Origin of the sequence: Pseudoalteromonas sp. TAB23, from assembly GCF_000498075.1 — a bacterium.
Lineage (GTDB): Bacteria > Pseudomonadota > Gammaproteobacteria > Enterobacterales > Alteromonadaceae > Pseudoalteromonas > Pseudoalteromonas arctica.
The window spans coordinates 1-21247 of record NZ_AUTP01000211.1; the positions used below are offsets into that span (position 1 = coordinate 1).

Sequence of the window (21247 nt, forward strand, 5' to 3'; positions counted from 1 at the left end):
CTAAACTGTGGCCAATGAGTAGTTGCGGCGCCGCAAAATGCTCACGTAAATGATTTGCCGCAGATACTAAATCTTGAATGTTTGATGAAAAGTTACTGTTAGCAAAGTCGCCATCGCTATTACCTAAACCGGTAAAGTCGAAACGTAGTACGGCAATGCCTTGTTGTGTTAAAGCTCGGCTAATACGAGTGGCTGCTGCAATGTCTTTACCGCAGGTAAAGCAGTGTGCAAATAGCGCGTAAAACTTAACGTCACCAGAGGGAAGTTCAAGTTGGCCGGCAAGTTCTAAATCGCCGCTTTTAAAAGATACTTTTTGTCGCATGGGGAGCCTTATTTACACAAATAAAATATATTAGGGCGTGTTGACCGTTGTGGATTGAAATTTGTTCAATCTAGGGGCGATTTAATCGCGGCGCGAGGTTTGTAACCTAGTGGACTAAGTAAAAACCGAGCAACAAAGAGTTAATCGTCCCTAGAAAGAACCCAAAGGGTAGCGCATGTTTGGCATTTATGCTGCGTTATCGCCTATTTATGGGGAACAACCACACATCACAGGCTCTGCCTTGCTTAAATACCAAACAGTCTGCTACAAATTCACCCACCAAAGGTCAGCACGCCCTAGTAGACCATATATAAGCACTAAACCTTGCAAATTCAACGTTTTTTTATAAGTTGATCTTGATCAAGCAAAGTGGCAGTGACTATGCTTTGCGGACATATGTCCTTATGTTTTTGAGGTCATTTGTCTATCCTCGCATAGCGCTATAATGAAGGCTTTGCTACTTTATATAAGTAATTTAGCACTATTAAAAGCAACTCACTTCACACAACCTATTCACTGGAACGTACAATGCAATTACCTACTGTTGATTATAAAGCTCCCGATGCGGCTGCACAATTTGTTGAATCGTTAAGAAATACTGGATTTGGCGTTTTAAAAAACCACCCAATCCCACAGTCTTTAGTTGAGTCTATTTACAAAAATTGGCAAGACTTTTTTAACTCAGAGCAAAAGCACGACTTTTTATTCTCTAAAGAAACTCAAGACGGTTACTTTCCGCCTTCAGTATCTGAAGTAGCGAAAGGCTTTACAATAAAAGACATTAAAGAGTACTTCCATGTGTACCCTAAAGGTCGCGTTCCTGCCCAGCTTGAAGCTGATGTACGTGAATACTATCGTTTAGCAAGTGAATTTGCTGGCACATTGTTAAGCTGGGTTCAGGCTGAATCTCCGGCTGATGTACGTGCTAAGTTTTCGATTGATTTAAAAGACATGATTGCAGGCTCTGAGCAAACATTGTTACGTATCCTACATTATCCGCCTATGACGGGTGATGAAGAGCCAGGTGCTATTCGCGCAGCAGCCCATGGCGATATTAACTTATTGACTGTATTACCAGCTTCTAATGAGCCTGGTTTACAAGTTCAAAAAACAGATGGCGGTTGGTTAGACGTGCCATGTGATTTTGGCAGCTTAATTATTAATATCGGCGACATGTTACAAGAAGCGTCGGGCGGGTATTTCCCATCGACAATTCACCGTGTAATTAACCCAACGGGTAAAGCATCTACTAAATCGCGTATTTCACTACCGTTATTTTTACACCCGCATCCAGATGTTGTGCTTTCAGAGCGCTACACGGCAGATAGCTACTTGCAAGAACGCCTGCGTGAGTTAGGTGTTAAGTAACTCTTATACTTAGAGTAATTAAGTATAAATATAAAACGGCTTATGGCCGTTTTTTGCATTTTTAAGCAACTTGAGCACAGGTTTAATTTTATTAAACTATGATCAATTGCCTGCAACGTAAATAATGGCATGCATTCTTAGCTACTACAGGTATAATGCGCGCAACTGGCTAACGTAGCCTAATTTAAAAGAGAGTTTATATGAGTTTTGAAGGTTTAGGTTTATCACAGTCTTTGGTTAATGCGGTTTTAGAAAAGGGCTATGAAACGCCAACGCCGATTCAGGCTCAAGCAATTCCTGCAATTATTGAACGCCGTGATGTTATGGCAGCAGCGCAAACAGGTACAGGTAAAACAGCGGGTTTTACATTACCACTTATTGAGCGTTTGTCGTCAGGCCCTAAAGCTAAAAGTAACCACGTACGTGCACTTATTTTAACGCCTACACGTGAGCTTGCTTTGCAAGTAAGCGAAAACGTTGAAGAGTACGCTAAGCATTCGGATGTGAGCTCGTTTGTAGTTTACGGTGGCGTTAAAATTAACCCACAAATGCAGCGTCTTCGTAAAGGTGTTGATATTTTAGTCGCAACGCCGGGTCGTTTAATCGACTTACATAATCAAAATGCAGTTAAATTTGATAGCGTTGAAGTGCTTGTACTCGATGAAGCTGACCGCATGTTAGACATGGGCTTTATTCATGATATTAAACGCTTAATTGCTAAAATGCCTGCTAAACGTCAAAACTTGATGTTTTCGGCTACATTTTCTGACGAAATTCGTGCATTAGCAAAAGGGTTAATTAATGACCCTGTTGAAATTTCAGTTGCTGCAAAAAATACTACTGCAAAAAGTGTTACTCAGTGTGTTTATGCGGTAGATAAAACACGTAAAACAGCATTGCTAAGCCACTTGATTCGCACTAACGATTGGCAACAAGTATTAGTGTTTAGCCGCACAAAGCACGGTGCTAACCGCTTAGTTAAACAACTAGAGCGCGATGACATTGTAGGCGCGGCTATCCATGGTAATAAATCACAAGGCGCACGTGTTAAAGCACTTGATGGTTTTAAAAGTGGTGAAGTACGCGTACTAGTAGCAACAGACATTGTTGCACGTGGTTTAGACATTGTTGAATTACCGCATGTTGTTAACTACGACTTACCAAATGTATATGAAGATTACGTTCACCGTATTGGCCGTACAGGCCGTGCCGGTGCGTCGGGTCATGCGATTTCGTTTGTAACAACAGAAGATGCTGTTGATTTATACGGTATTGAACGCTTTATTGGTGAGCTTATCCCACGTGCTGAAGAAGACGGTTTTGAGCCTATTAACCCAGTAGCTGAACGCGCATTAGATGCTCGCCCACTGCCGGCTAAAAAGCCTAAGAAAAAGCAGCCTTTTAATAAGCCTAAATCTGATAGCAGCAAGCCTAACAGTAAAAAGCCAAATAATGGTGGTAATGGTACCGGCCCACGCCGTGGTGGTTCTAAAAAGCCAGCTGCTAAAACAGATGACAGCGCGCAAAACCCATGGGCAAAGCGTGAATCTGTTGGCGGTAGTGGCCAACGCCGTCGTCGCACAAATAACGATTAATGATCATATTGGCGTTTAATTAATTTAGAACTTGGTTAAAGGCTGATACAAAAAACGCGCTCTCTTCTTTTGAATAAATAGAAGCAGCGCGTTTTTTATTGCCTGTAATTTGTCATTAGCTGATTAAATAGTTAATACCCAAACCTACAAATAAAGTCACACTTACGCTAAGTAGTGTGCCGAGCATAACGTACTCGGTAAGTTTTTTATCTTTGCTTGCACTTAAATCACCAAACCTAAATACCGACTTTGCCGCAAGTAAAAAACCAAGGCCTGCAAATTGGTCAAGCAATATAAAGCTCAGCATAAGTACGCGCTCAAGCATACCAATGCTTTGCCCTGCAAGCGGTAAGCTACCAGTACTTGAAAAGTTACTTGTTAAACGCTCTAACATCATTCTTATAAATACGGCGCTAGGACTCAAAATAATTAAATAACCGCATACCACCCACAGTATTTTGGGATCAGTGAGCATATTATTAATTGCTGCCATAAAACTACTGTTATCAGTTAGCCAAATACTGAGCGCAATAATAACGAGTATGTGCGCTATTTGATCTAGTAAAAAAGGGACCACGCCTTTATTAGAATACGATTTAGCTATATCAATAAAGTAATGGCTCAACATAATGCTCGCGGTGGCAATTAAAACACTGCTTAGTTGCTGCCACCCGAATGTGTATTCCCACACGGTAATAATGAGTGCACTCGTTACACCATGCACTAGTACATGAAAATAAAGCTTACTGGCTTTAAAGTGACGGGTGTTTCTGTCGTTTACCCAACTCATAGGTTGCCAGTAAAAATCAGCGAGTAAGTGGCCAATAATAAGCGCGACCAGTAAAAGTGAAAACGTCATTATTCACCTCCTTTAATTATATTTTTTATAACGTGTTGTGTGTGCTTAATAAAGCGCTCTATAAGTTGGTAGTGCGCTAAATTTAGTAGTTTCGTTACATTTTCGCGACTTGTTTTAAGCTCTTTAGCCAGTGCCGCGTGGCTGTTGTCTGGTGATGTTAAATAGACATACAGGGCATTTGCTTGTTTTTGCGTGATTTTAGTGAGTAATACGTCGGCAAAGGCTAAATTAAGATTTAAGCTTTCATCAAGCTGCTGCTCGTTAATACTAAAAACAAAGCGTTGATTACCTATTTTATCAAGGCCTTGCCCCGAAAGGGTAAAAGCAGAACCGGTTGCTGTTTTTATATCGCTGCGTGGGTTATCTATTTGCCCAAGTGCCAAGCTTTGCCGTAGCTCATAACCTGACGATTTAAGGTGTAAATATACAAGTATGGCATTTTTAAAAAGGAGCTCAGGATTATTAACTTGTAACTGAAAGGCATCGCCTCGGTATATATTCCAAAGTGTTTGCTCCCCCGAAATGTTTCGCAAACTTTGCCCTAGTTGATAAAGCATGGCATCGTATTGCTGCTTAGGGATTGTTTGCGATTTAATAATATCGCCGCTGATCACACCAATCATAAAAATCTCAAAATGGTTACTTTTTAATATGTAACCAATATTGGTTACATAAGGGTATGTAACTAATTTAGGTTACTTAAATATAAATTGCAAGGTACACTTATTTTATAACGTTACTTTTATTGCTATTAATCCTCACTAGGACACTAAATGACTTTACAAAACGAGCAGCAAAGCACGAAACCACGCGTAGGTATTTTTGTTGATGTGCAAAATATTTATTACACGTGCCGCGAGAGTTACGGAAAAAACTTTGACTACAATGCGTTTTGGCGGGTAATGCAGGCGCAATACAATATTGAATGTGCTTTTGCGTATGCTATTTATCGAGGAGATGAAAAGCAAAATCAGTTTCAAAATATTTTGCGTGCGATTGGTTTTGACGTAAAGCTAAAGCCATTTATTCAACGCCGTGATGGCAGTGCAAAAGGTGACTGGGATGTAGGTATAACAATAGACATGTTAGAGGAGGGTAAAAACCTTGATAAGGTTATTTTGCTCTCTGGCGATGGTGACTTTGCTTTGTTACTTGGGCATTTAAAAAATCAATATAATGTACCGTGCGATGTTTACGGTGCTGACCGGTTAACTGCAGAGGTATTAAAACAAAGCGCTGAGCAATTTCATTTAATTGATAATACCTTGCTCCTTTAACAGCAAAAAATAGTTAAAAAGGTGCAAGCTAAGTGCCTGCAACATGAGAGATTTTAATACAAAGCCGTAATAGATGAATTAAGCCTTATATAGGCTTTTTTTATTACTTTAATCAATTGGGTTTGCTAAATGATTATGGTAATTTTAAAGCATAACGAGTTACCAAGGACTTACATGCTTCATTACAGCAACATGCCACTAGATAGAGGCTCAAATTTTCGTAAAGACCCATCGTGGCTTAAAGCGCAAATGTCGGCGCAAAGTAAATGGGTTTTAGTTAAAAATAATCAAACCCTATTTATTAAAGATACCCCTAAAGTAAGCTATTTAACGTATCAACAAGTGGCGCATTTAGATTTAACGAGTGCTATTTTTGTTGGTTTAAATAATGCTAAACATGGTGTGTTTGCATTGGATGCATCTGATCTGGATGAAAGCGTACTTACGCCTTTAATAGAGGGCGCTCAATTTTTTGATATTCGCCAATATGGGCCTCAAGTAACCATTAAATATGCCTCAATAGCCGCCCTTGCGAGAGGTTTATGTTATTGGCATGCCACGCACCGTTTTTGTGGGCGCTGCGGTAGTAAAAACCGTTCAGTGGAAGCAGGGCATTCTCGTGTATGTGAAAAAGAAAACTGTAAGCATCCTACATTCCCGCGTACCGATCCTGCGGTAATTATGGTCGTTACTAAAGTCTTTGCTGACGGAGTAGAACGCTGTTTATTAGGTCGTCAAGCTGCGTGGCCTATTGGTATGTATTCGTCGCTTGCTGGATTTGTAGACCCAGGGGAGACACTGGAACAAGCTGTTGCGCGTGAAGTTAAAGAAGAGGCAGGCATAGAGGTTGATAACGTACGTTATGTTGCATCTCAGCCATGGCCGTTCCCATCGTCAATTATGCTTGGTTTTTTTGCAGAGGCGACATCTGAGGAAATTAACGTAGATAAAGAAGAGCTAGACGATGCAAAATGGTTTAGTCGTGAAGACTTAGAGCAATTTGGTAATTGGCACGAAGAAGGCGAGCATTTAAAGCTGCCTAGAACCGATTCTATCTCTCGTTATTTAATTGAGCATTGGCGCACAAACCCTTAAGGATTAACAATGTCGAGTAAAAGTAATAAAAACACTCAGCTGGTATCATCAGGGCGAAAAAAAGCCTATACACATGGCGTAGTAAATCCCGTTGTACAGCGTGCATCTACCATTGTATTTGATACTGTAGCCGATTTAAAAGAAGCAGCTAAAACCCGTGGCGATAAAACGTTATTTTATGGGCGCCGAGGAACAACAACACACTTTGCGCTACAAGAAGCGATTACAGAACTTGAAGGCGGCGAAGGGTGTGCATTGTACCCTTGTGGCGCTGCGGCGATCAGCCAAGTATTTTTATCGTTTTTAAAAACCGGTGATCATATTTTAATGGTTGATAACGTGTACGAACCAACTCGCGATTTTTGCGATAAAATTTTAGTGGGGCTGGGCATTACAACAACCTATTACCCGCCAACCATTGGCGCAGGTATTAAAGATTACATTCAGCCAAATACTAAAGTGTTGTTTTTAGAATCTCCAGGTTCTATTACGATGGAAGTGCAAGATGTGCCCGCTATGGTAAAAGTAGCCAATGAGCATAGCGTAATGACCATACTTGATAATACCTACGGCAACGGTTTGCATTATCGTCCGCTAGAGCACGGTGTTGATATTAGTATTCAGGCTGCAACGAAGTATATTGTCGGCCATTCAGACGTGATGATGGGGGTGGCTGTTGCTAATAAAAAGTACTGGCCAACCTTGCGCGAAAACTCGTACTTACTAGGGCAATGTACCAGTGCCGATGATGCGTATTTAGCGCTTAGAGGCCTTCGTACAATGGGTGTGCGTTTAAATCAACATGAAAAAGCAGCAATAGAAGTAGCTAAATGGCTTGAACAACATGAGCTTGTTGATCATATTCGCCACCCTGCATTTGAAACCTGCCCAGGGCATGAGTTTTTTAAACGTGACTTTGATGGCAGTAATGGGTTGTTTTCATTTGTGATGAAAACCGGTAATCAAAAAGCGATTGATGCATTTTTAGATAGCCTTGAGCATATTAAAATGGGCTTTTCGTGGGGCGGTTTTGAAAGTTTAGTAACAGCTAATTTAACTATGAAAGGGCTGCGTTCAAATACAGGTTGGGATTTAGGCCCGGTTATTCGCCTGCATATTGGCCTTGAAGATGTTGAAGATTTAATTAGCGATTTAAGCCAAGCACTTGAGGTTTATAAGCAGCATTTATAATTTATATCGCAATTTATGCTGTTACATTTAAATGTATTGTTACAAAGCTCACCATAGGTGGGCTTTTTTTTGCTGGTAATTCAAGGTGTTTACACTTAGTGTGGATAAATACACAGAAAATAAAAAGTCATTAAGGATAGTCAATGGCAACACCATTACCGATAAACGTAGGGCGATTAACGCAAATAGCGGGATTTGAGCTTGTACGTATGTTTTTAACTAAACGTGGACTTATTGCATTAGCTGCCTTTGCATTGGTGTGGCTAATAATACTGCGCTACCCAATAGGGCAGGCAGTAGGCATTGTAAGTGCGCCCGATTTTGAGCAAATAGCCCGTGATATATCCGGTTCTATTGGTTTAAGTAAATTATTGGATTGGCCTGAGGCCGAATTTGCTATGTACTGGTTAATAGCCCTGTATAGCTTTCCCGTTTTTGGTTTATTTATTTGTAGCGACCAAACGGTAGGCGATAGAGAGCGCGGCACACTAAGGTTTTTATCACTGCGCTCCACTCGCTTTGAAATACTGTTTGGTCGTTTTTTAGGACAATTAGCGGTATTAGCCTGCTTAGTGGGCATTACTCTTGTGGCTACGCTTGCTGTACTAGGGTTTAGAGATCCAAGTTTACTGGCTGGTGGTTTTGCCCGTGCGCTTTCTATATTTTTAATATTAGTGATTACTCTGTGTCCATTTGTAGCACTTATGACGTTAATAAATACCTTTGCTCGCTCATCGCGTTTATCTATTGTATTGGCAATTTTATATTTTGCAGCAGGCGGTATTGTAGTTGGTATATTGCAATGGCAAATACCCGCATTAGGCTTGCTTGATTATTTATTTCCGGGTGTGCAAATAGAGTTATTAGCGGGGCAAAATTTACCATTATTAAGCGCTGTGGCTATTCCCCTTGTGCAAACAGCGGTGTTACTAAGCGTTGCTCAACGTATTTTTGCAAGGAGCTCACTATGAGACCATTAATTACAGCCAGCGGTTTGAGTAAATCGTATGGTGCAAAACTTGCGCTTAATAATGTGGACTTTGAGATTAATAAAGGTGCGCCAGTGGCGCTTGTTGGGCCAAATGGTGCGGGTAAAACCACCTTATTTAGTTTGTTGTGCGGCTATATAGCGCCAAGTAAAGGCAGCCTTGAAATATTAGGGCATAAGCCAGGGAGCGCTGCTTTATTTAATAAAGTAAGTGCATTACCGCAAGACGCGCAACTTGACCCTCGTTTTAATATAGACAAGCAACTCGCCTTTTATGCAAAACTGCAAGGTATGGGTGCTAAGCAAAGCCAAACTGAGGCGCTACGTGTACTTGATTTGGTTGGCTTAAAAGAAATTGCAAAGCAGCGTGCGGGGGATTTGTCGCACGGTATGCGCAAGCGCGTTACGATAGCGCAAGCACTTATTGGCGCGCCACAAATTGTAATGCTTGATGAAGCAACCGCAGGGCTTGATCCGATTCATGCCAGAGAAGTACGTGAGCTAGTATCTGAATTAAGTGAGCAGGCTACATTTATTTTAAGCTCTCACGATTTAACTGAGCTTGAGCGACTATGCTCACAGGTACTTCATTTAGATAAAGGCGTACTAAGCGAGCATCAAACAAAAACAAATAATACCGATAAACACTTTTATACATTAATGCTAAGCGAAGCTTATCAAAATGTTGAGCAACAGCTTCAAGCAATTGCAGGGGTGAGCCGGGTGTATATGAGCCAACATAAAGAATATGTAGTTGAGTATCAGCCAACGAGCGATCCACTTGATATTGCACTACTGAATTTTTGTCATCAGCAACACTGGCAGTACAGGCAGTTAGTTAATGGTCACACATTAGAGAATCAAATATTTAAACAGGAGAAAGTATAATGGGTTTACTTAGCGGACTTATGGGTAATGCAAGTGAAGTTGACGATTCTGATTTAGAGAAAATCCTCGCCAATACATTAATTGACGGCGAGCAAGTAGAAAAAGCATATAAAGTAGTACGTGATATGTTTATTTTTACTAATAAGCGCTTAATCTTAATTGATAAGCAAGGTATGACCGGCTCTAAAATGGAAATGGTGAGTATTGCTTACTCTAAAATTACCAAGTTTAGTAAAGAAAGTGCAGGCCATTTTGACTTAGATGCCGAGCTAAAAATATGGGTTGGCTCAGATCCAACACCAATTAGTAAAGAGTTTAAGTCTGGCGATAATATTAACGATGTTTATCGTATTATTAGCCAACACGCGCTTTAAGCTGCGGTACATGTTTTAAGTAGTTGTTGACTAGATGTTGCAACTACTTTAATTTTACAGTTTACAACACTTCCTTACAATTAACTTAATAAATACAACTGGTTAGTTAAGTTTTCATTCAGTTTCCTAACGTTAGCATGTGCCTCGACTTTAGCAATACAGCTAGAGCATAAAAAGCAATGTACATAGGGAAGTCTTACAATGAAAAAATTAGCAGTTATTATTTCGAGCATTTTATTATCTAGCACTGCGGCTGCTGCAGACAGCTACAATTCAATTAGTAACCTAAGCTATAAAAATAGCGATAACAACGACACCGTTGCTGTAGATTCTATTTACTACTTATCTCCTAAAAAAACTTTAGGTCCGTACGATCAGTTTGAATACATCAATAAACAAACTAACGTATATGGTGGCTACGCTGATGACGACTTTGGCGATTTAACATCAGTTGGTGGTGAATACTTCATTAATGAATTTGTTGTTGGCGCATCTTACGAAAACCTCGACCCAGATTCAGGTTCTAACAGTGAGCTTTATAAACTGACGGGTGGTTACTTTTTCAACCCTGATTTACTTGCAAAAGTAACACTAGTTGAAAACAAAGACGGCGATGATTACGCATTATTTGATTTAGCTTACAACTACATGCTAAACAGCACAGATTACGTAGGTGTTACACTTACATCAGACGACGATTTTGATTACCGTGCAGTAGCTGCTAAATACTTTATTGATTTACAGCAAGGTAACTACCTTACTTTTGAAGGTAAATACGAAAGCATTGATGATGCAGAAAACCAATGGGTAGCAGAAACTAACTACTACTTTTCAAAGGCAACATCTGTATTTGCTAACTACAACAAGCAAGACACTTACAGCTTTGGTGCTCAACACTTCATCAATAAAAATATTGGTGTAAAGGTGGGTTACGAAAACAACGCTGATGATTCTGATAACGATGCGTACTTTGCTAACATGCGTTTTCAGTTTTAATTAAGTCCCGTACTTAGTTAATACAAAAGTAATATTAAAAAGCCCGCTAAATTTAGCGGGCTTTGTCGTTTTAAATGTTTGAGCTTTTAACTATAAACTTTTACCAGTCATAATTACGGCCTTTATTATGCTCATCTAAATAACTCCTTTAAGTTATAAATAGAGTGCCATGAATGGCTAAATTGTTATTAAAGTCATTAAGTGCAGTTGATGATAATAGCTATAAAATAGTAAGTATTGGAGTTGTTTTTGCTAGTAAACAATGGTTATTGGAAAAAAACAGATAAAAATATGCACGGATACAAACCTATTTTTCATTATAAATACAGAAATAATGAATTAAATAGAGTAATTTTTTGAGAAATTAAAAAAATTTAGTGAGAGGAAATTATATTGATGAGGTTTATCGAATAATTAAGTTGTGTTCAATTTAGCGACAGTTTGTACCGTATTTGTTACTTTTTAAATTTAAATGATGACATGAAATTGTCTTGTAGATTTAATGGATACTTTGCATTTACATTTACTTATAAATTATTACAATTACACTGGGTTTAATCTGACCTTTTATTCAGTTTTTGTTCATTTTTTTGGCGTTAGGATGCGCCCCGACTTTGGCTAGACAGCTGAGGCATAAAAAGTAATATTTATAGGGAATTTAAAATGAAAAAATTAGCCGTTATCATTTCGAGCATTTTATTATCAAGTGCTGCAACCACTGCAATAGCCGCAGATACTTACCAATCAATCAGCCATGTAGGATATGTGGACGTAGATGGTGATGACACAGTAAGTGTTGACTCAACATATTATTTTTCTCCAAAAGCGACTTTAGGTCCTTATGATCAATTTGAATACATCAATAAGCAAACAAATGTTTATGGTGCATACAGTGATAATGATCTTGGAGATGTTACTAGCGTTGGCGGTGAGTATTTTGTAGAAGATTTTGTATTAGGTGCACAGTACAATAATTTCGATAGTGATTTTGGCTCAAGCACGGATGTAATTGAACTTTCAGCGGGTTACTTCTTTAATCCAAACCTTGTATTAAAAGCTACGTTTGTTGATGTAGAAGATGCTGACAATCAGTTTGTGTTTGATTTGGCATATAACCACCAGTTAAACAGCACTGATTATATTGGCTTTACAGTAACAGCAGATGATGAGTTTGATTACCGTGCAGTAGCAGCTAAGTACTTTGTTGATTTACAGCAAGGTAACTACTTGACTGTTGAAGGTAAATTTGAAGATGTTGATGGCGGTTCAAGTAACTGGGAATTAGCATCTAACTACTATTTCAGCAAAGCAACATCGGTTTTTGTTACAGTTAATAAAAATGATGATTACACTCTTGGTGCTCAACACTTTTTCAACAACAATGTTGGTTTAGAAGCAGGTTACGGCAATAACTGGGATGATTCTGATTATGATGCTTACTTTGCAAATGTAAGCTTACAGTTCTAATTTAACTAAAATTAGAATATGAATAAAAAGCCCGCTCATTTGAGCGGGCTTTTTGTTCAGCGCTATTTACCAGCCGCAGTTGCGGCCTTCGTTTTGTTTATCTAAATATGTTTGTAATGGTGCAAAGTAATCGAGCATTGCTGTTGCATCCATTTGCGGCTTACCTGTTACAGTTTCAAGCGCCTCTTGCCAAGGGCGAGACGAACCCATTTCAAGCATAGCGTTTAGCTTATCCCCTGCTTCTTTTGAGTTATAAATAGAGCAGCGATGAATGGCTTTATCGTTACCGGCAATTTCACATAAGCTGCGATGAAACTCAAATTGCAAAATATGCGCTAAAAAGTAACGTGTATAAGGCGTGTTACCCGGGACGTGGTACTTAGCACCCGGATCAAAATCATTTTCGCTACGTGCGATAGGAGCTTGCACTCCTTGGTATTTTTCACGTAGTTCCCACCATGCTTTATTGTAATTTTCTGGTGCTACTTCCCCTGAAAATACCTGCCAGCGCCACTGATCAACCATTAAGCTAAACGGCACAAAGGCGACTTTATCAAGTGCCATTTTCATTAATAAACCAATATCTTTAGATTCATCAGGTACTTGTTCAAGTAAGCCGATTTCTTTTAAGTAACCCGGTGTAACCGATAAGGCAATGGTGTCACCAATGGCTTCATGAAAACCATCGTTTGCACTTTCTTGATAAAATAAAGGCTGCTTGTTGTATGCGCGTTGATAAAAGTTATGACCTAATTCATGGTGAATAACTGAAAACTCTTCGCCTGTGCGCTGAATACACATTTTAATGCGTAAATCGTCTTTGCTATCGATATTCCATGCTGATGCATGACACTGCACATCTCTGTCTTTTGGTTTTACAAACAGTGAACGCTCGTAAAATGTCTCTGGTAGTGCGTCAAAACCCATTGAGGTAAAAAAGTTTTCAGCACCTTTTACCATTTTAAGTTCGTCGTAATTATTTTGAGCTAATAACTCGGTTACGTCGTAACCCGGATCGGCGTTTTCTGGTGCAACTACATCGTAAATATTACCCCATGCTTGCGCCCACATATTACCAAGTAAGTGCGCTGGTATTGGCTGATCTTGAGGTACTTTGTCGGTGCCGTACTTTTCACCTAACTTTGCGCGAACATGGCAGTGTAGCGAGTTATACAGTGGTTTAACTTGGCCCCAAATACGGTCAAGCTCGGTGGTGAAGTCATCAGCAGGCATATCGTATTTACTGCGCCACATAGCGCCCGTATCGGCATAACCAAGCTCCTTTGCACCTTCGTTGGTCAGTACTACTTGTTGCTCGTAAAGTGAGCGCATTGGTTTTGATATTTGACGCCAGCCTTGCCATAAATCAAGTAGTTCGTTGTAATCTCGGCTGGNCTGGTGGCCATTTTTGAAGTCATGTCGCCAAGGCTTAAACAGCTGCCGTCTTCTTTACAGTATTTACCTTTACCGTATAGCCCGCCAAGCTCTGCGACAATTTGTGAAAGTTGCGCTGTTTTATCAGCGTCTTGTGGGGCAGGAAGTGTAAGTGCTAGTTTTAGTTTATCAAGCTTACGGCGAGCATCGTAATCAAGCTCTAGTTCGTCGTATTTTGCAGCTTCATTTGCTAAACGCACGACTGTTTCGGTCATTTTACGGTTAACTTCAGCCGATAGAGCCGACGTATCATGAGTAATAAAGTTTGCGTAAATCCATTCTGCACGGCTCGATTCTAAATAAAGTGCACTTAGTTCTTTTTCTGTGTTTGTTATAAATGTATTTGCGTCTTTAGCTGTTACAGCTTTTTTAGTGTGTGCTGAATCGGTAGTGTCTATCGTTACTTGCGCATCGCAGGCCGTTAAAGCAAGAGTACTTGCTACCATTAAGGCGCTCATACTTAGTTTAAATCGAAAGGGGGTCATGCTATTCCTTTAATTTATTGTTATTAAAACGTTGATAATAGCAGTGATGTTTAAAACAATAAAATGAATGCGTTAAGGCTCACGACTCGTCGTGCAATGATTGTATTTAAATTAAGATGGGTCATAATTAAGTTACTATTTTCATTCAATGTGTAAGGAATGTGCGCATGTTAATATTTATAATATTGTTGGTCGTGGTGGTGGTTATTTTTGCGGTTAAAGATATTCGCCTAAACTTGATTAGTCGTCCTACGTTTAAAATGTTCAAAAAGGTGCTTCCGCCATTATCGCAAACAGAGCGAGAGGCGATGGAAGCAGGTGATGTTTGGTGGGATGGTGAGTTATTTAGTGGTAACCCAGACTGGCAAAAACTGCACCGCTTTCCTAAACCAGAGCTTAGCGATAAAGAAAACGCATTTATGGCTAACCAAGTAGAAACCTTATTGGCGATGCTTGATGATTATCAAATTGTACAAAAAGACAAAGACTTACCAAAAGAAGTGTGGGATTACCTAAAAACAGAAGGTTTTTTTGCGCTGATCATTCCTGAAAAATTTGGCGGTCGTGAGTTCTCGGCAATTGCTAATTCAACGATAGTGTCAAAAATTTCGACTAAAAGCTTAACAGCCGCAGTCACTGTCATGGTGCCTAATAGCTTAGGTCCGGGCGAGTTACTTCTTCACTATGGTACTAAAGAGCAGCAAGATCGTTGGCTGCCAAGTTTAGCTAATGGTACAGATGTTCCTTGTTTTGCATTAACGGGACCAGAGGCGGGCTCTGATGCTGGCAGCATTCCTGATTTAGGCGTGGTGTGTATGGGTGAGCATAATGGCGAGCAAGTAATGGGCTTGCGTTTAAATTGGTCAAAGCGCTACATTACACTTGCACCCGTGGCTACTGTACTCGGCTTAGCATTTAAAATGTATGACCCTGACGCTTTATTAGGTGATAAGAAAGAGCTAGGCATTACATGTGCTCTAATACCAACCGATCATCCGGGTGTTGAAACGGGTGAGCGTCATTATCCGCTTAATATGGCCTTCATGAATGGTACCACTTACGGTAAAGATGTATTTATACCACTGGACTGGATCATTGGTGGTCAAGAGTGTGCAGGGCGTGGCTGGAGAATGCTTGTTGAGTGTTTAAGTGCAGGGCGTGGTATATCACTACCAGCATTGAGTGCAGCAACTGGGCATTTAGCTTCAAAAATGACATCGGCATATGCCATGGTACGCCAGCAGTTTGGTGTATCTATAGGTCAATTTGAAGGCGTGCAAGAGGCACTTGCGCGTATTGGTGGTTTAACTTACACACTTGAGTCATGCAGATTAATGACCGCAGGTGCGATTGATTTAAAATTAAGCCCGTCGGTTGTAACAGCGATTGCTAAATACCATATGACTGAAATGGGTCGTACGGTAATGAATGATGCAATGGATATTCATTCAGGTAAAGGCATTCAAGTAGGGCCTAATAACTATTTGGCGCATGGCTATATGGGTATTCCTGTATCAATTACGGTTGAAGGCGCGAATATTTTAACGCGTAACTTAATGATATTTGGCCAAGGTGCAACACGCTGTCATCCATTTGTTTTAAAAGAAATGGAAGCCGCTGCAATGGAAGATGACGACGCAGCACTTGAACAATTTGATGGTTTATTAATGAACCATATTATATTTGCAGCAAGTAATGCAGGCATGGCATTTGTGCATGGCTTAACACGTAGCTACTTTGCTAAAGCGCCTGTAGGTGGTGAAACGGCTGTTTATTATAAGCAACTGAGCAGAATGAGCCGAGGCTTAGCTATTTGCACAGACGTGGCTATGTTAATGCTTGGCGGTGAGCTTAAACGAAAAGAAATGATATCGGCACGTTTGGGTGATGTATTAAGTCATTTGTACTTAGCATCAACTGTTTTAAAACGTTATGAAGACGAAGGGCGCCAACAAGCTGATTTACCATTTGTAAAATATGCAATTGAGAACTCATTATTTGAAATTGGCCAAGCGTTTAATGGCTTCTTTAAAAACTTTTCAAATCCGGTTGTTAATTTTACCCTTAAACGTATCGTGTTCCCGCTTGGAAATCATTACCACAGACCAAGTGACGAAATAGCACAAAGTATTTGCGAGCGTATGACTCAACCTGGAGTATTTAGAAACCGTTTAACGCATTTATGTTATGTAGATGAAAATGCAGGTACAGGGGTAATGGAAAGCGCATTTTTAGCTATGCATGATATGCAAGCGCAGTTTAAAGATCTAAAACAATGGCAGCGTAAGGGCAGTGTGCCTGCAACGCTTGATATTGAAGGCGCTATAAATTATGCACTTGAGAATAAGTTATTAGAGCAAACGGATGCTGATGCAATGCATCACGCTAATAAGTTACGAAAGAAAGCCATCGCAGTTGATAACTTTCAACCAGGTGAGCTGTAGCGCAGTACTTTAAATACTATGTCCCGTCCTAAAATACGTTGACGGTTTTAATTGAAGGCCAGTAGCTTTTGCTCCTGGCTTTTTTTGTGCACTTGGTTTGGTGTTTTCATTCCTAAACTCAAATGCGGCCTCATTTCATTGTATATTAATATTGATTCTTCGACGAGTTCACGTAGCTCTTTTAGATTTTGGCATTTATAGAGTAAGAACTCCTGCTTCAATATGCCGTTAATACGCTCCGCCAGTGCATTTTGATAGCAGTCATAGCCATCGGTCATTGATGGAATAATGCCATTTTCATTAAGCTTTACTTGATATACCTGCGAGCAATACTGCAACCCTCTATCTGAATGATGAATCGTACTACATTGATACTGACGATTATTGATTGTCATATCTAATGCCTTAACAACATCTGTCGCCTTCATTTCATCACTGAGTTCATAACCCATAATTTTGCGACTATACGCATCAGTTACTAGCGATAGATAGTGAACACCTTGCTCTGATTGAACATAGGTTATATCGCTTACAAAAACCTCTTCTGGCCGCGATGGTTGCACATCTTTTAGCAAGTTAGGATGCTTTTTCATCCAATGTTTACTAAAAGTAGTTTTAGTGTAACTACGCTTAGGTTTAACCAATAAACGTTCATTTTTCAAATAACTAAAAAAAGCGTCTCGACCTAAACTTATGCCTCGCTCTATGAATTTTGGTTTAAGTAAAAAATACAGCTTTCTTCCACCTAAGCGCGGCATAAAACGTCGTATTTCCAATACCATCGCTTTAACTGGTGCTAGTTCAAGAGCACGCAGTTTAGCTCTGCTCTCTCGTTGATATATCGCTTGTCTCGTTATACCAAGCAGCATGCAAGCACGTTCTAAGCTAACTATTTTTTGCTTTTGAAGGCTTCTTGCTCCTTGGCAATATACTTTTTTCGAAGGCTTGTTCCATGTTCAGCGTCAAGAATATTAACCACTTCATTGAGTAACAGGTTACGTAAGTGCTCATCTTCAAGCTCTCGCTCGAGGCGTTTGATTTTTTGAGCGGTACTTTCTTTGGCTTTAGGTGATGTAGGCATAGTTATCTTAGGTGATTGAGTCCAATCCATCTTACCGTGTTTTCTTAACCAAGTAAGCACGGTAGAACGACCTTGTATGCCATAAATTTTTTGGGCTTGTTTATAAGTCATATCGCCTTTTTCTACAGCGTCGACAACTTGTAATTTAAAGCCTAATGAATAATCTCGTTGTGTTCGTTTGATCGGTGTATTATTTGACTTGGTCATAATAAATCCTAAATGTGTAAACACATTTCAGGACGAGACACTAACTAAAACGAAAAAGGCCTTACAAATGTAAGGCCTTTTTATGTTTAATTCATTTATTTTAACGAGCGTAAGGGTCGGCAACTATTTTATCTATGTACCATTTGCCTTTTTTACGAAGCATTTTCACACTGCGCATTTCGTCAATTTTATCACCATTTAAGTAGCCGGTAAAAATAAGGTTTATTTTGGCGTTATCACCGTATTGCTCACGGATGCTCATATTGGTCATATCAACTTCAATGGTTACTTCATCGTATTGCATGTTTACTAAGTTACGGGAAAACTGTTTAGCGGTGCCGTAGGATTTCATTATACGTGTAAGATTGGGTGTTGCCATGGTGCTGGCTTTTTGAAGGTCTTGCTGGTTATAAAGCGCATCAAAATAAGCGGTTGCTGTATCGCCAGGAGTGTCGGCAAGTGTTTTGATATCGTCACCACAGGCTGATAAAAATAAACAGATAACCAAACTTAATAAACTCGTGATTTTTTTCATATTAGTTATTATTAATTAGTTTTTTTAAAGTGTGTGGTTTATCTAGGAAGATGTAAAGGTATGGGGGGCAATAAATAGAAAATTGGATAATAAATAATAAAAAAGGATGCCTAAAGCACCCTTTTAAAAATCTTAAAATTACTTATTGTACTAGCTCTTGTTCACTAAACTCTTCATCAAACATTGGGCTTGATAAGTAACGCTCAGTTGCACTCGGTAGGATAACAACAATATTTTTATCTGCGTTTTCAGGTTTCTCAGCAATTCGCTTAGCTGCAACAACCGCGGCACCTGACGAAATACCTACTAAAATACCTTCTTTTTTCATTAACTGATGCGCCATTGCAATTGCGTCTTCGTTAGATACAAGCTCGGCACCATCAATTAAGTCCATATCTAAGTTGCCAGGGATAAAGCCTGCACCAATGCCTTGGATTTTATGAGGACCTGGTTTAATTTCTTCACCGGCAAGCGTTTGGCTAATGACTGGAGAGTTAGTTGGTTCAACAGCAATAGATTTAACGTTTAGACCTTTTTCTGTTTTAAGGTAACGGCTAACACCTGTAATAGTACCACCAGTACCTACGCCGGCTACAAAAAAGTCTACTTTGCCGTCAAGTGCATCGTAAATTTCTGGGCCTGTTGTTTCAAAGTGAATTTTAGGATTTGCAGGGTTTTCGAATTGTTGTAATAAAATATACTTATCAGGTGCTGTTGCTTGAATTTCTTTTGCTTTTTCAATTGCGCCATTCATACCTTTAGCACCGTCGGTAAGTACTAGATTTGCACCTAATGCTTTTAATAGCTTGCGACGTTCTAGGCTCATGGTGTTTGGCATAGTAAGCGTTAACTTGTAACCACGTGCAGCTGCAACAAATGCAAGTGCAATACCAGTGTTACCTGATGTTGGCTCTATAAGTTCTTTACCTTCAACAAGCTGACCTGACTTTTCAGCTTCCCAAATCATTGATGCACCAATACGGCATTTGATACTAAAGCTTGGATTACGAGATTCAACTTTAGCGTATACATTCCCACCCGTAACACGGTTAAGTTTTACTAGCGGCGTATTACCAATAGTTAGTGAGTTATCTTCAAAAATAGTAGACATAATGTTCCTTTGGATACAATCTGATCGACGTGCTAATAGCCTTTGCTACTAACTATACATACACACTTTACTGTGAGTTTAAAAAAACTAAAGTAAAGTTTGGCTATAACATATATTTATTGGGCTTATAACCAGTCGAAATAAAAATCAATTATTAACGGTGCTTTAGTTATTGTAGGTGCGGGCTTAATTTGAGATTTAAAGAGTAAAAACTCGTTTAGTCAAAAAATGTTCAAAAGAGCTCTAGATTAAGCTGTATTTGTTCGTTATTTGCGCACATGAATGTAACTTGAATAGTTTTATCACACAATGCGTCTAAAACATGATAAAAACACGTATCTAAATTCAATTAAGCAATCACAATGAAGTTAATCTTAAAATTAATTGCCGGTATTGTGGCCGGTATCTTAGTCGGACTATATGTACCTATAACTGGTGTTGAACTTTTATTTACAGTAAAAGAGCTGATTGGTCAAATTATCTCCTTTACCATCCCTCTTATCATTTTATTTTTTATTGCATCGGGTATTGCTGGCCTACCAAAAGGGTCTGGTCACTTACTTGGTAAAACAGTAGGGTTTGCTTACAGCTCTACCATTATTGCAGGTACGCTTGCATTTTTATTAGTAAGTGCTGTTATACCTTTTTTAAGTGGTGGCATTACATTTGAAGCAGAAGTTGCTACTGAAATAGGTAGTTTTATTGATTTAGAAATTCCACCTCTGATGGGTGTAATGACCGCATTAGTGACTGCTTTTGTATTTGGTATAGGCATGAGCCAACTAGAACTTGATACGCTTAAAAAGGTGTCTGATCAGGGTCGTGATGTAGTGGACGGGTTATTATCGAAAGTAATTATTCCAGCTTTACCATTTTACATTGCTGGCGTATTTGCCGAAATGACGGTGGCAGGCACTGTGGTAGATACGTTGCAAACATTTGGTGTAGTACTAATTGCAGCGCTTGTTATGCATTGGTTATGGTTAAGCGTTTTATATATAGCGACAGGTATATTGTTAAAACGTAATCCAATCGAATTAGTTAAAAATATGCTACCAGCTTACTTTACAGCGTTAGGTACTATGTCAAGTGCAGCAACGATTCCAGTATCGCTTCAATCAAGTAAAGCAAATAACGTTAAAGAAGATGTAGCTAACTTTACAGTGCCACTTTGCGCGACTATTCACTTATCTGGCTCAACTATCACTATAGTAACCTGTGCAATGGCTGTTATGTTTTTATCGCCAAGCATGGAAGTTCCTTCATTAATGGGTATGCTACCGTTTATTATGATGTTAGGTGTAGTAATGATCGCAGCACCGGGTGCTCCAGGTGGTGCAGTCATGTCGGCGCTTGGTTTATTAACAAGTATGCTTGGGTTTAATGAAGGTGCTGTTGCATTAATGATTGCACTTTATTTAGCACAAGATAGCTTTGGTACTGCGTGTAATGTAACGGGTGATGGTATCATTGCGTTATGGGTTGACAGATTTAGCGAAAAATCGTCATCTTAAACTATTAGAGCGAGGC

The 21247-nt window shown here is 39.5% G+C and carries 18 protein-coding genes and 1 pseudogene; 12 read left to right on the forward strand and 7 right to left on the reverse strand.

Translation table 11 applies throughout. The annotated features are described in order from the left end of the window. On the reverse strand, positions 1-322 hold a 322-nt coding region (locus tag L654_RS0111160; RefSeq protein WP_024608058.1), incomplete at its 3' end, for an alpha/beta hydrolase. 528 nt (positions 323-850) lie between these two features. On the opposite strand from L654_RS0111160, the gene L654_RS0111165 reads away from it, so the two are divergent. Together L654_RS0111165 and L654_RS0111170 are read left to right on the forward strand one after the other, a co-directional pair. Beyond that, complete coding sequence (locus L654_RS0111165; RefSeq protein ID WP_024608059.1) at positions 851-1690, forward strand: 2OG-Fe(II) oxygenase family protein; 840 nt, start codon at positions 851-853, stop codon at positions 1688-1690. Positions 1691-1890: 200 nt separating this feature from the next. Beyond that, positions 1891-3285: a DEAD/DEAH box helicase gene (locus L654_RS0111170; RefSeq protein WP_024608060.1), complete on the forward strand. Its 1395-nt coding sequence runs from the start codon at positions 1891-1893 to the stop codon at positions 3283-3285. 115 nt (positions 3286-3400) lie between these two features. Here the strand turns inward: L654_RS0111170 and L654_RS0111175 are convergent, their stop codons facing one another. Continuing rightward, positions 3401-4144, reverse strand: a complete 744-nt coding sequence (locus L654_RS0111175) for a DUF3307 domain-containing protein (RefSeq protein ID WP_024608061.1) — start codon at positions 4142-4144, stop codon at positions 3401-3403. After that, complete coding sequence (locus L654_RS0111180) at positions 4144-4767, reverse strand: hypothetical protein (RefSeq protein WP_024608062.1); 624 nt, start codon at positions 4765-4767, stop codon at positions 4144-4146. The genes L654_RS0111175 and L654_RS0111180 overlap by 1 nt, the downstream gene beginning before the upstream one ends. 150 nt (positions 4768-4917) lie before the next feature. Between L654_RS0111180 and L654_RS0111185 the strand changes: the two genes are divergently transcribed. The 8 genes from L654_RS0111185 to L654_RS0111225 all read left to right on the forward strand — a co-directional run bounded on the left by L654_RS0111185 (position 4918) and on the right by L654_RS0111225 (position 12420). Further along, positions 4918-5421: an NYN domain-containing protein gene (locus L654_RS0111185; RefSeq protein WP_024608063.1), complete on the forward strand. Its 504-nt coding sequence runs from the start codon at positions 4918-4920 to the stop codon at positions 5419-5421. Positions 5422-5595: 174 nt separating this feature from the next. Continuing rightward, on the forward strand, positions 5596-6516 hold the full coding sequence (nudC, locus tag L654_RS0111190; RefSeq protein ID WP_024608064.1) for an NAD(+) diphosphatase: 921 nt from the start codon (positions 5596-5598) through the stop codon (positions 6514-6516). Between the two features lie 9 nt (positions 6517-6525). Beyond that, entirely contained in the window at positions 6526-7707 is a 1182-nt protein-coding gene (locus L654_RS0111195; RefSeq protein WP_024608065.1) for a cystathionine beta-lyase, read from the forward strand. Between the two features lie 143 nt (positions 7708-7850). Further along, entirely contained in the window at positions 7851-8678 is an 828-nt protein-coding gene (locus L654_RS0111200) for an ABC transporter permease subunit (protein ID WP_024599820.1), read from the forward strand. Beyond that, complete coding sequence (locus tag L654_RS0111205; protein WP_007377980.1) at positions 8675-9583, forward strand: ABC transporter ATP-binding protein; 909 nt, start codon at positions 8675-8677, stop codon at positions 9581-9583. Before L654_RS0111200 ends, L654_RS0111205 begins: the two co-directional genes overlap by 4 nt. Beyond that, complete coding sequence (locus L654_RS0111210) at positions 9583-9957, forward strand: PH domain-containing protein (protein WP_007377979.1); 375 nt, start codon at positions 9583-9585, stop codon at positions 9955-9957. The genes L654_RS0111205 and L654_RS0111210 overlap by 1 nt, the downstream gene beginning before the upstream one ends. A gap of 201 nt (positions 9958-10158) precedes the next feature. Further along, a complete protein-coding gene (locus L654_RS0111215) occupies positions 10159-10953 on the forward strand; it encodes a putative porin (RefSeq protein ID WP_002962833.1) in 795 nt (264 codons plus the stop codon). A gap of 663 nt (positions 10954-11616) precedes the next feature. Continuing rightward, on the forward strand, positions 11617-12420 hold the full coding sequence (locus tag L654_RS0111225) for a putative porin (RefSeq protein ID WP_024608066.1): 804 nt from the start codon (positions 11617-11619) through the stop codon (positions 12418-12420). Positions 12421-12486: 66 nt separating this feature from the next. On the opposite strand, the pseudogene L654_RS01000000125955 reads toward L654_RS0111225, so the two are convergent. Then, positions 12487-14339 (reverse strand): annotated as a pseudogene (locus L654_RS01000000125955) (M2 family metallopeptidase). 167 nt (positions 14340-14506) lie between these two features. On the opposite strand from L654_RS01000000125955, the gene L654_RS0111235 reads away from it, so the two are divergent. Continuing rightward, a complete protein-coding gene (locus L654_RS0111235; protein ID WP_024608067.1) occupies positions 14507-16783 on the forward strand; it encodes an acyl-CoA dehydrogenase in 2277 nt (758 codons plus the stop codon). 47 nt (positions 16784-16830) lie between these two features. Here L654_RS0111235 and L654_RS0111240 read toward each other — a convergent pair. The 3 genes from L654_RS0111240 to cysK all read right to left on the reverse strand — a co-directional run bounded on the left by L654_RS0111240 (position 16831) and on the right by cysK (position 19717). Beyond that, positions 16831-18071, reverse strand: a protein-coding gene (locus L654_RS0111240) for an IS3 family transposase (protein WP_225305749.1) whose coding sequence is annotated in 2 segments (ribosomal slippage) — positions 16831-17708 and positions 17708-18071 — 1242 coding nt in all. Because the reading frame shifts where the segments join, the coding sequence is not laid out codon by codon here. Positions 18072-18171: 100 nt separating this feature from the next. Beyond that, positions 18172-18606, reverse strand: coding sequence for a hypothetical protein (locus L654_RS0111250; protein ID WP_024608070.1), 435 nt, complete (start codon positions 18604-18606; stop codon positions 18172-18174). Positions 18607-18748: 142 nt separating this feature from the next. Continuing rightward, positions 18749-19717 carry a cysteine synthase A gene (cysK, locus tag L654_RS0111255; RefSeq protein ID WP_024608071.1) on the reverse strand — a complete coding sequence of 323 codons (969 nt, stop codon included), beginning with the start codon at positions 19715-19717 and terminating at the stop codon, positions 18749-18751. A 362-nt stretch (positions 19718-20079) separates the two neighbouring features. Between cysK and L654_RS0111260 the strand changes: the two genes are divergently transcribed. Continuing rightward, positions 20080-21231 carry a dicarboxylate/amino acid:cation symporter gene (locus L654_RS0111260; protein WP_007587010.1) on the forward strand — a complete coding sequence of 384 codons (1152 nt, stop codon included), beginning with the start codon at positions 20080-20082 and terminating at the stop codon, positions 21229-21231. Positions 21232-21247 lie beyond the last annotated feature (16 nt).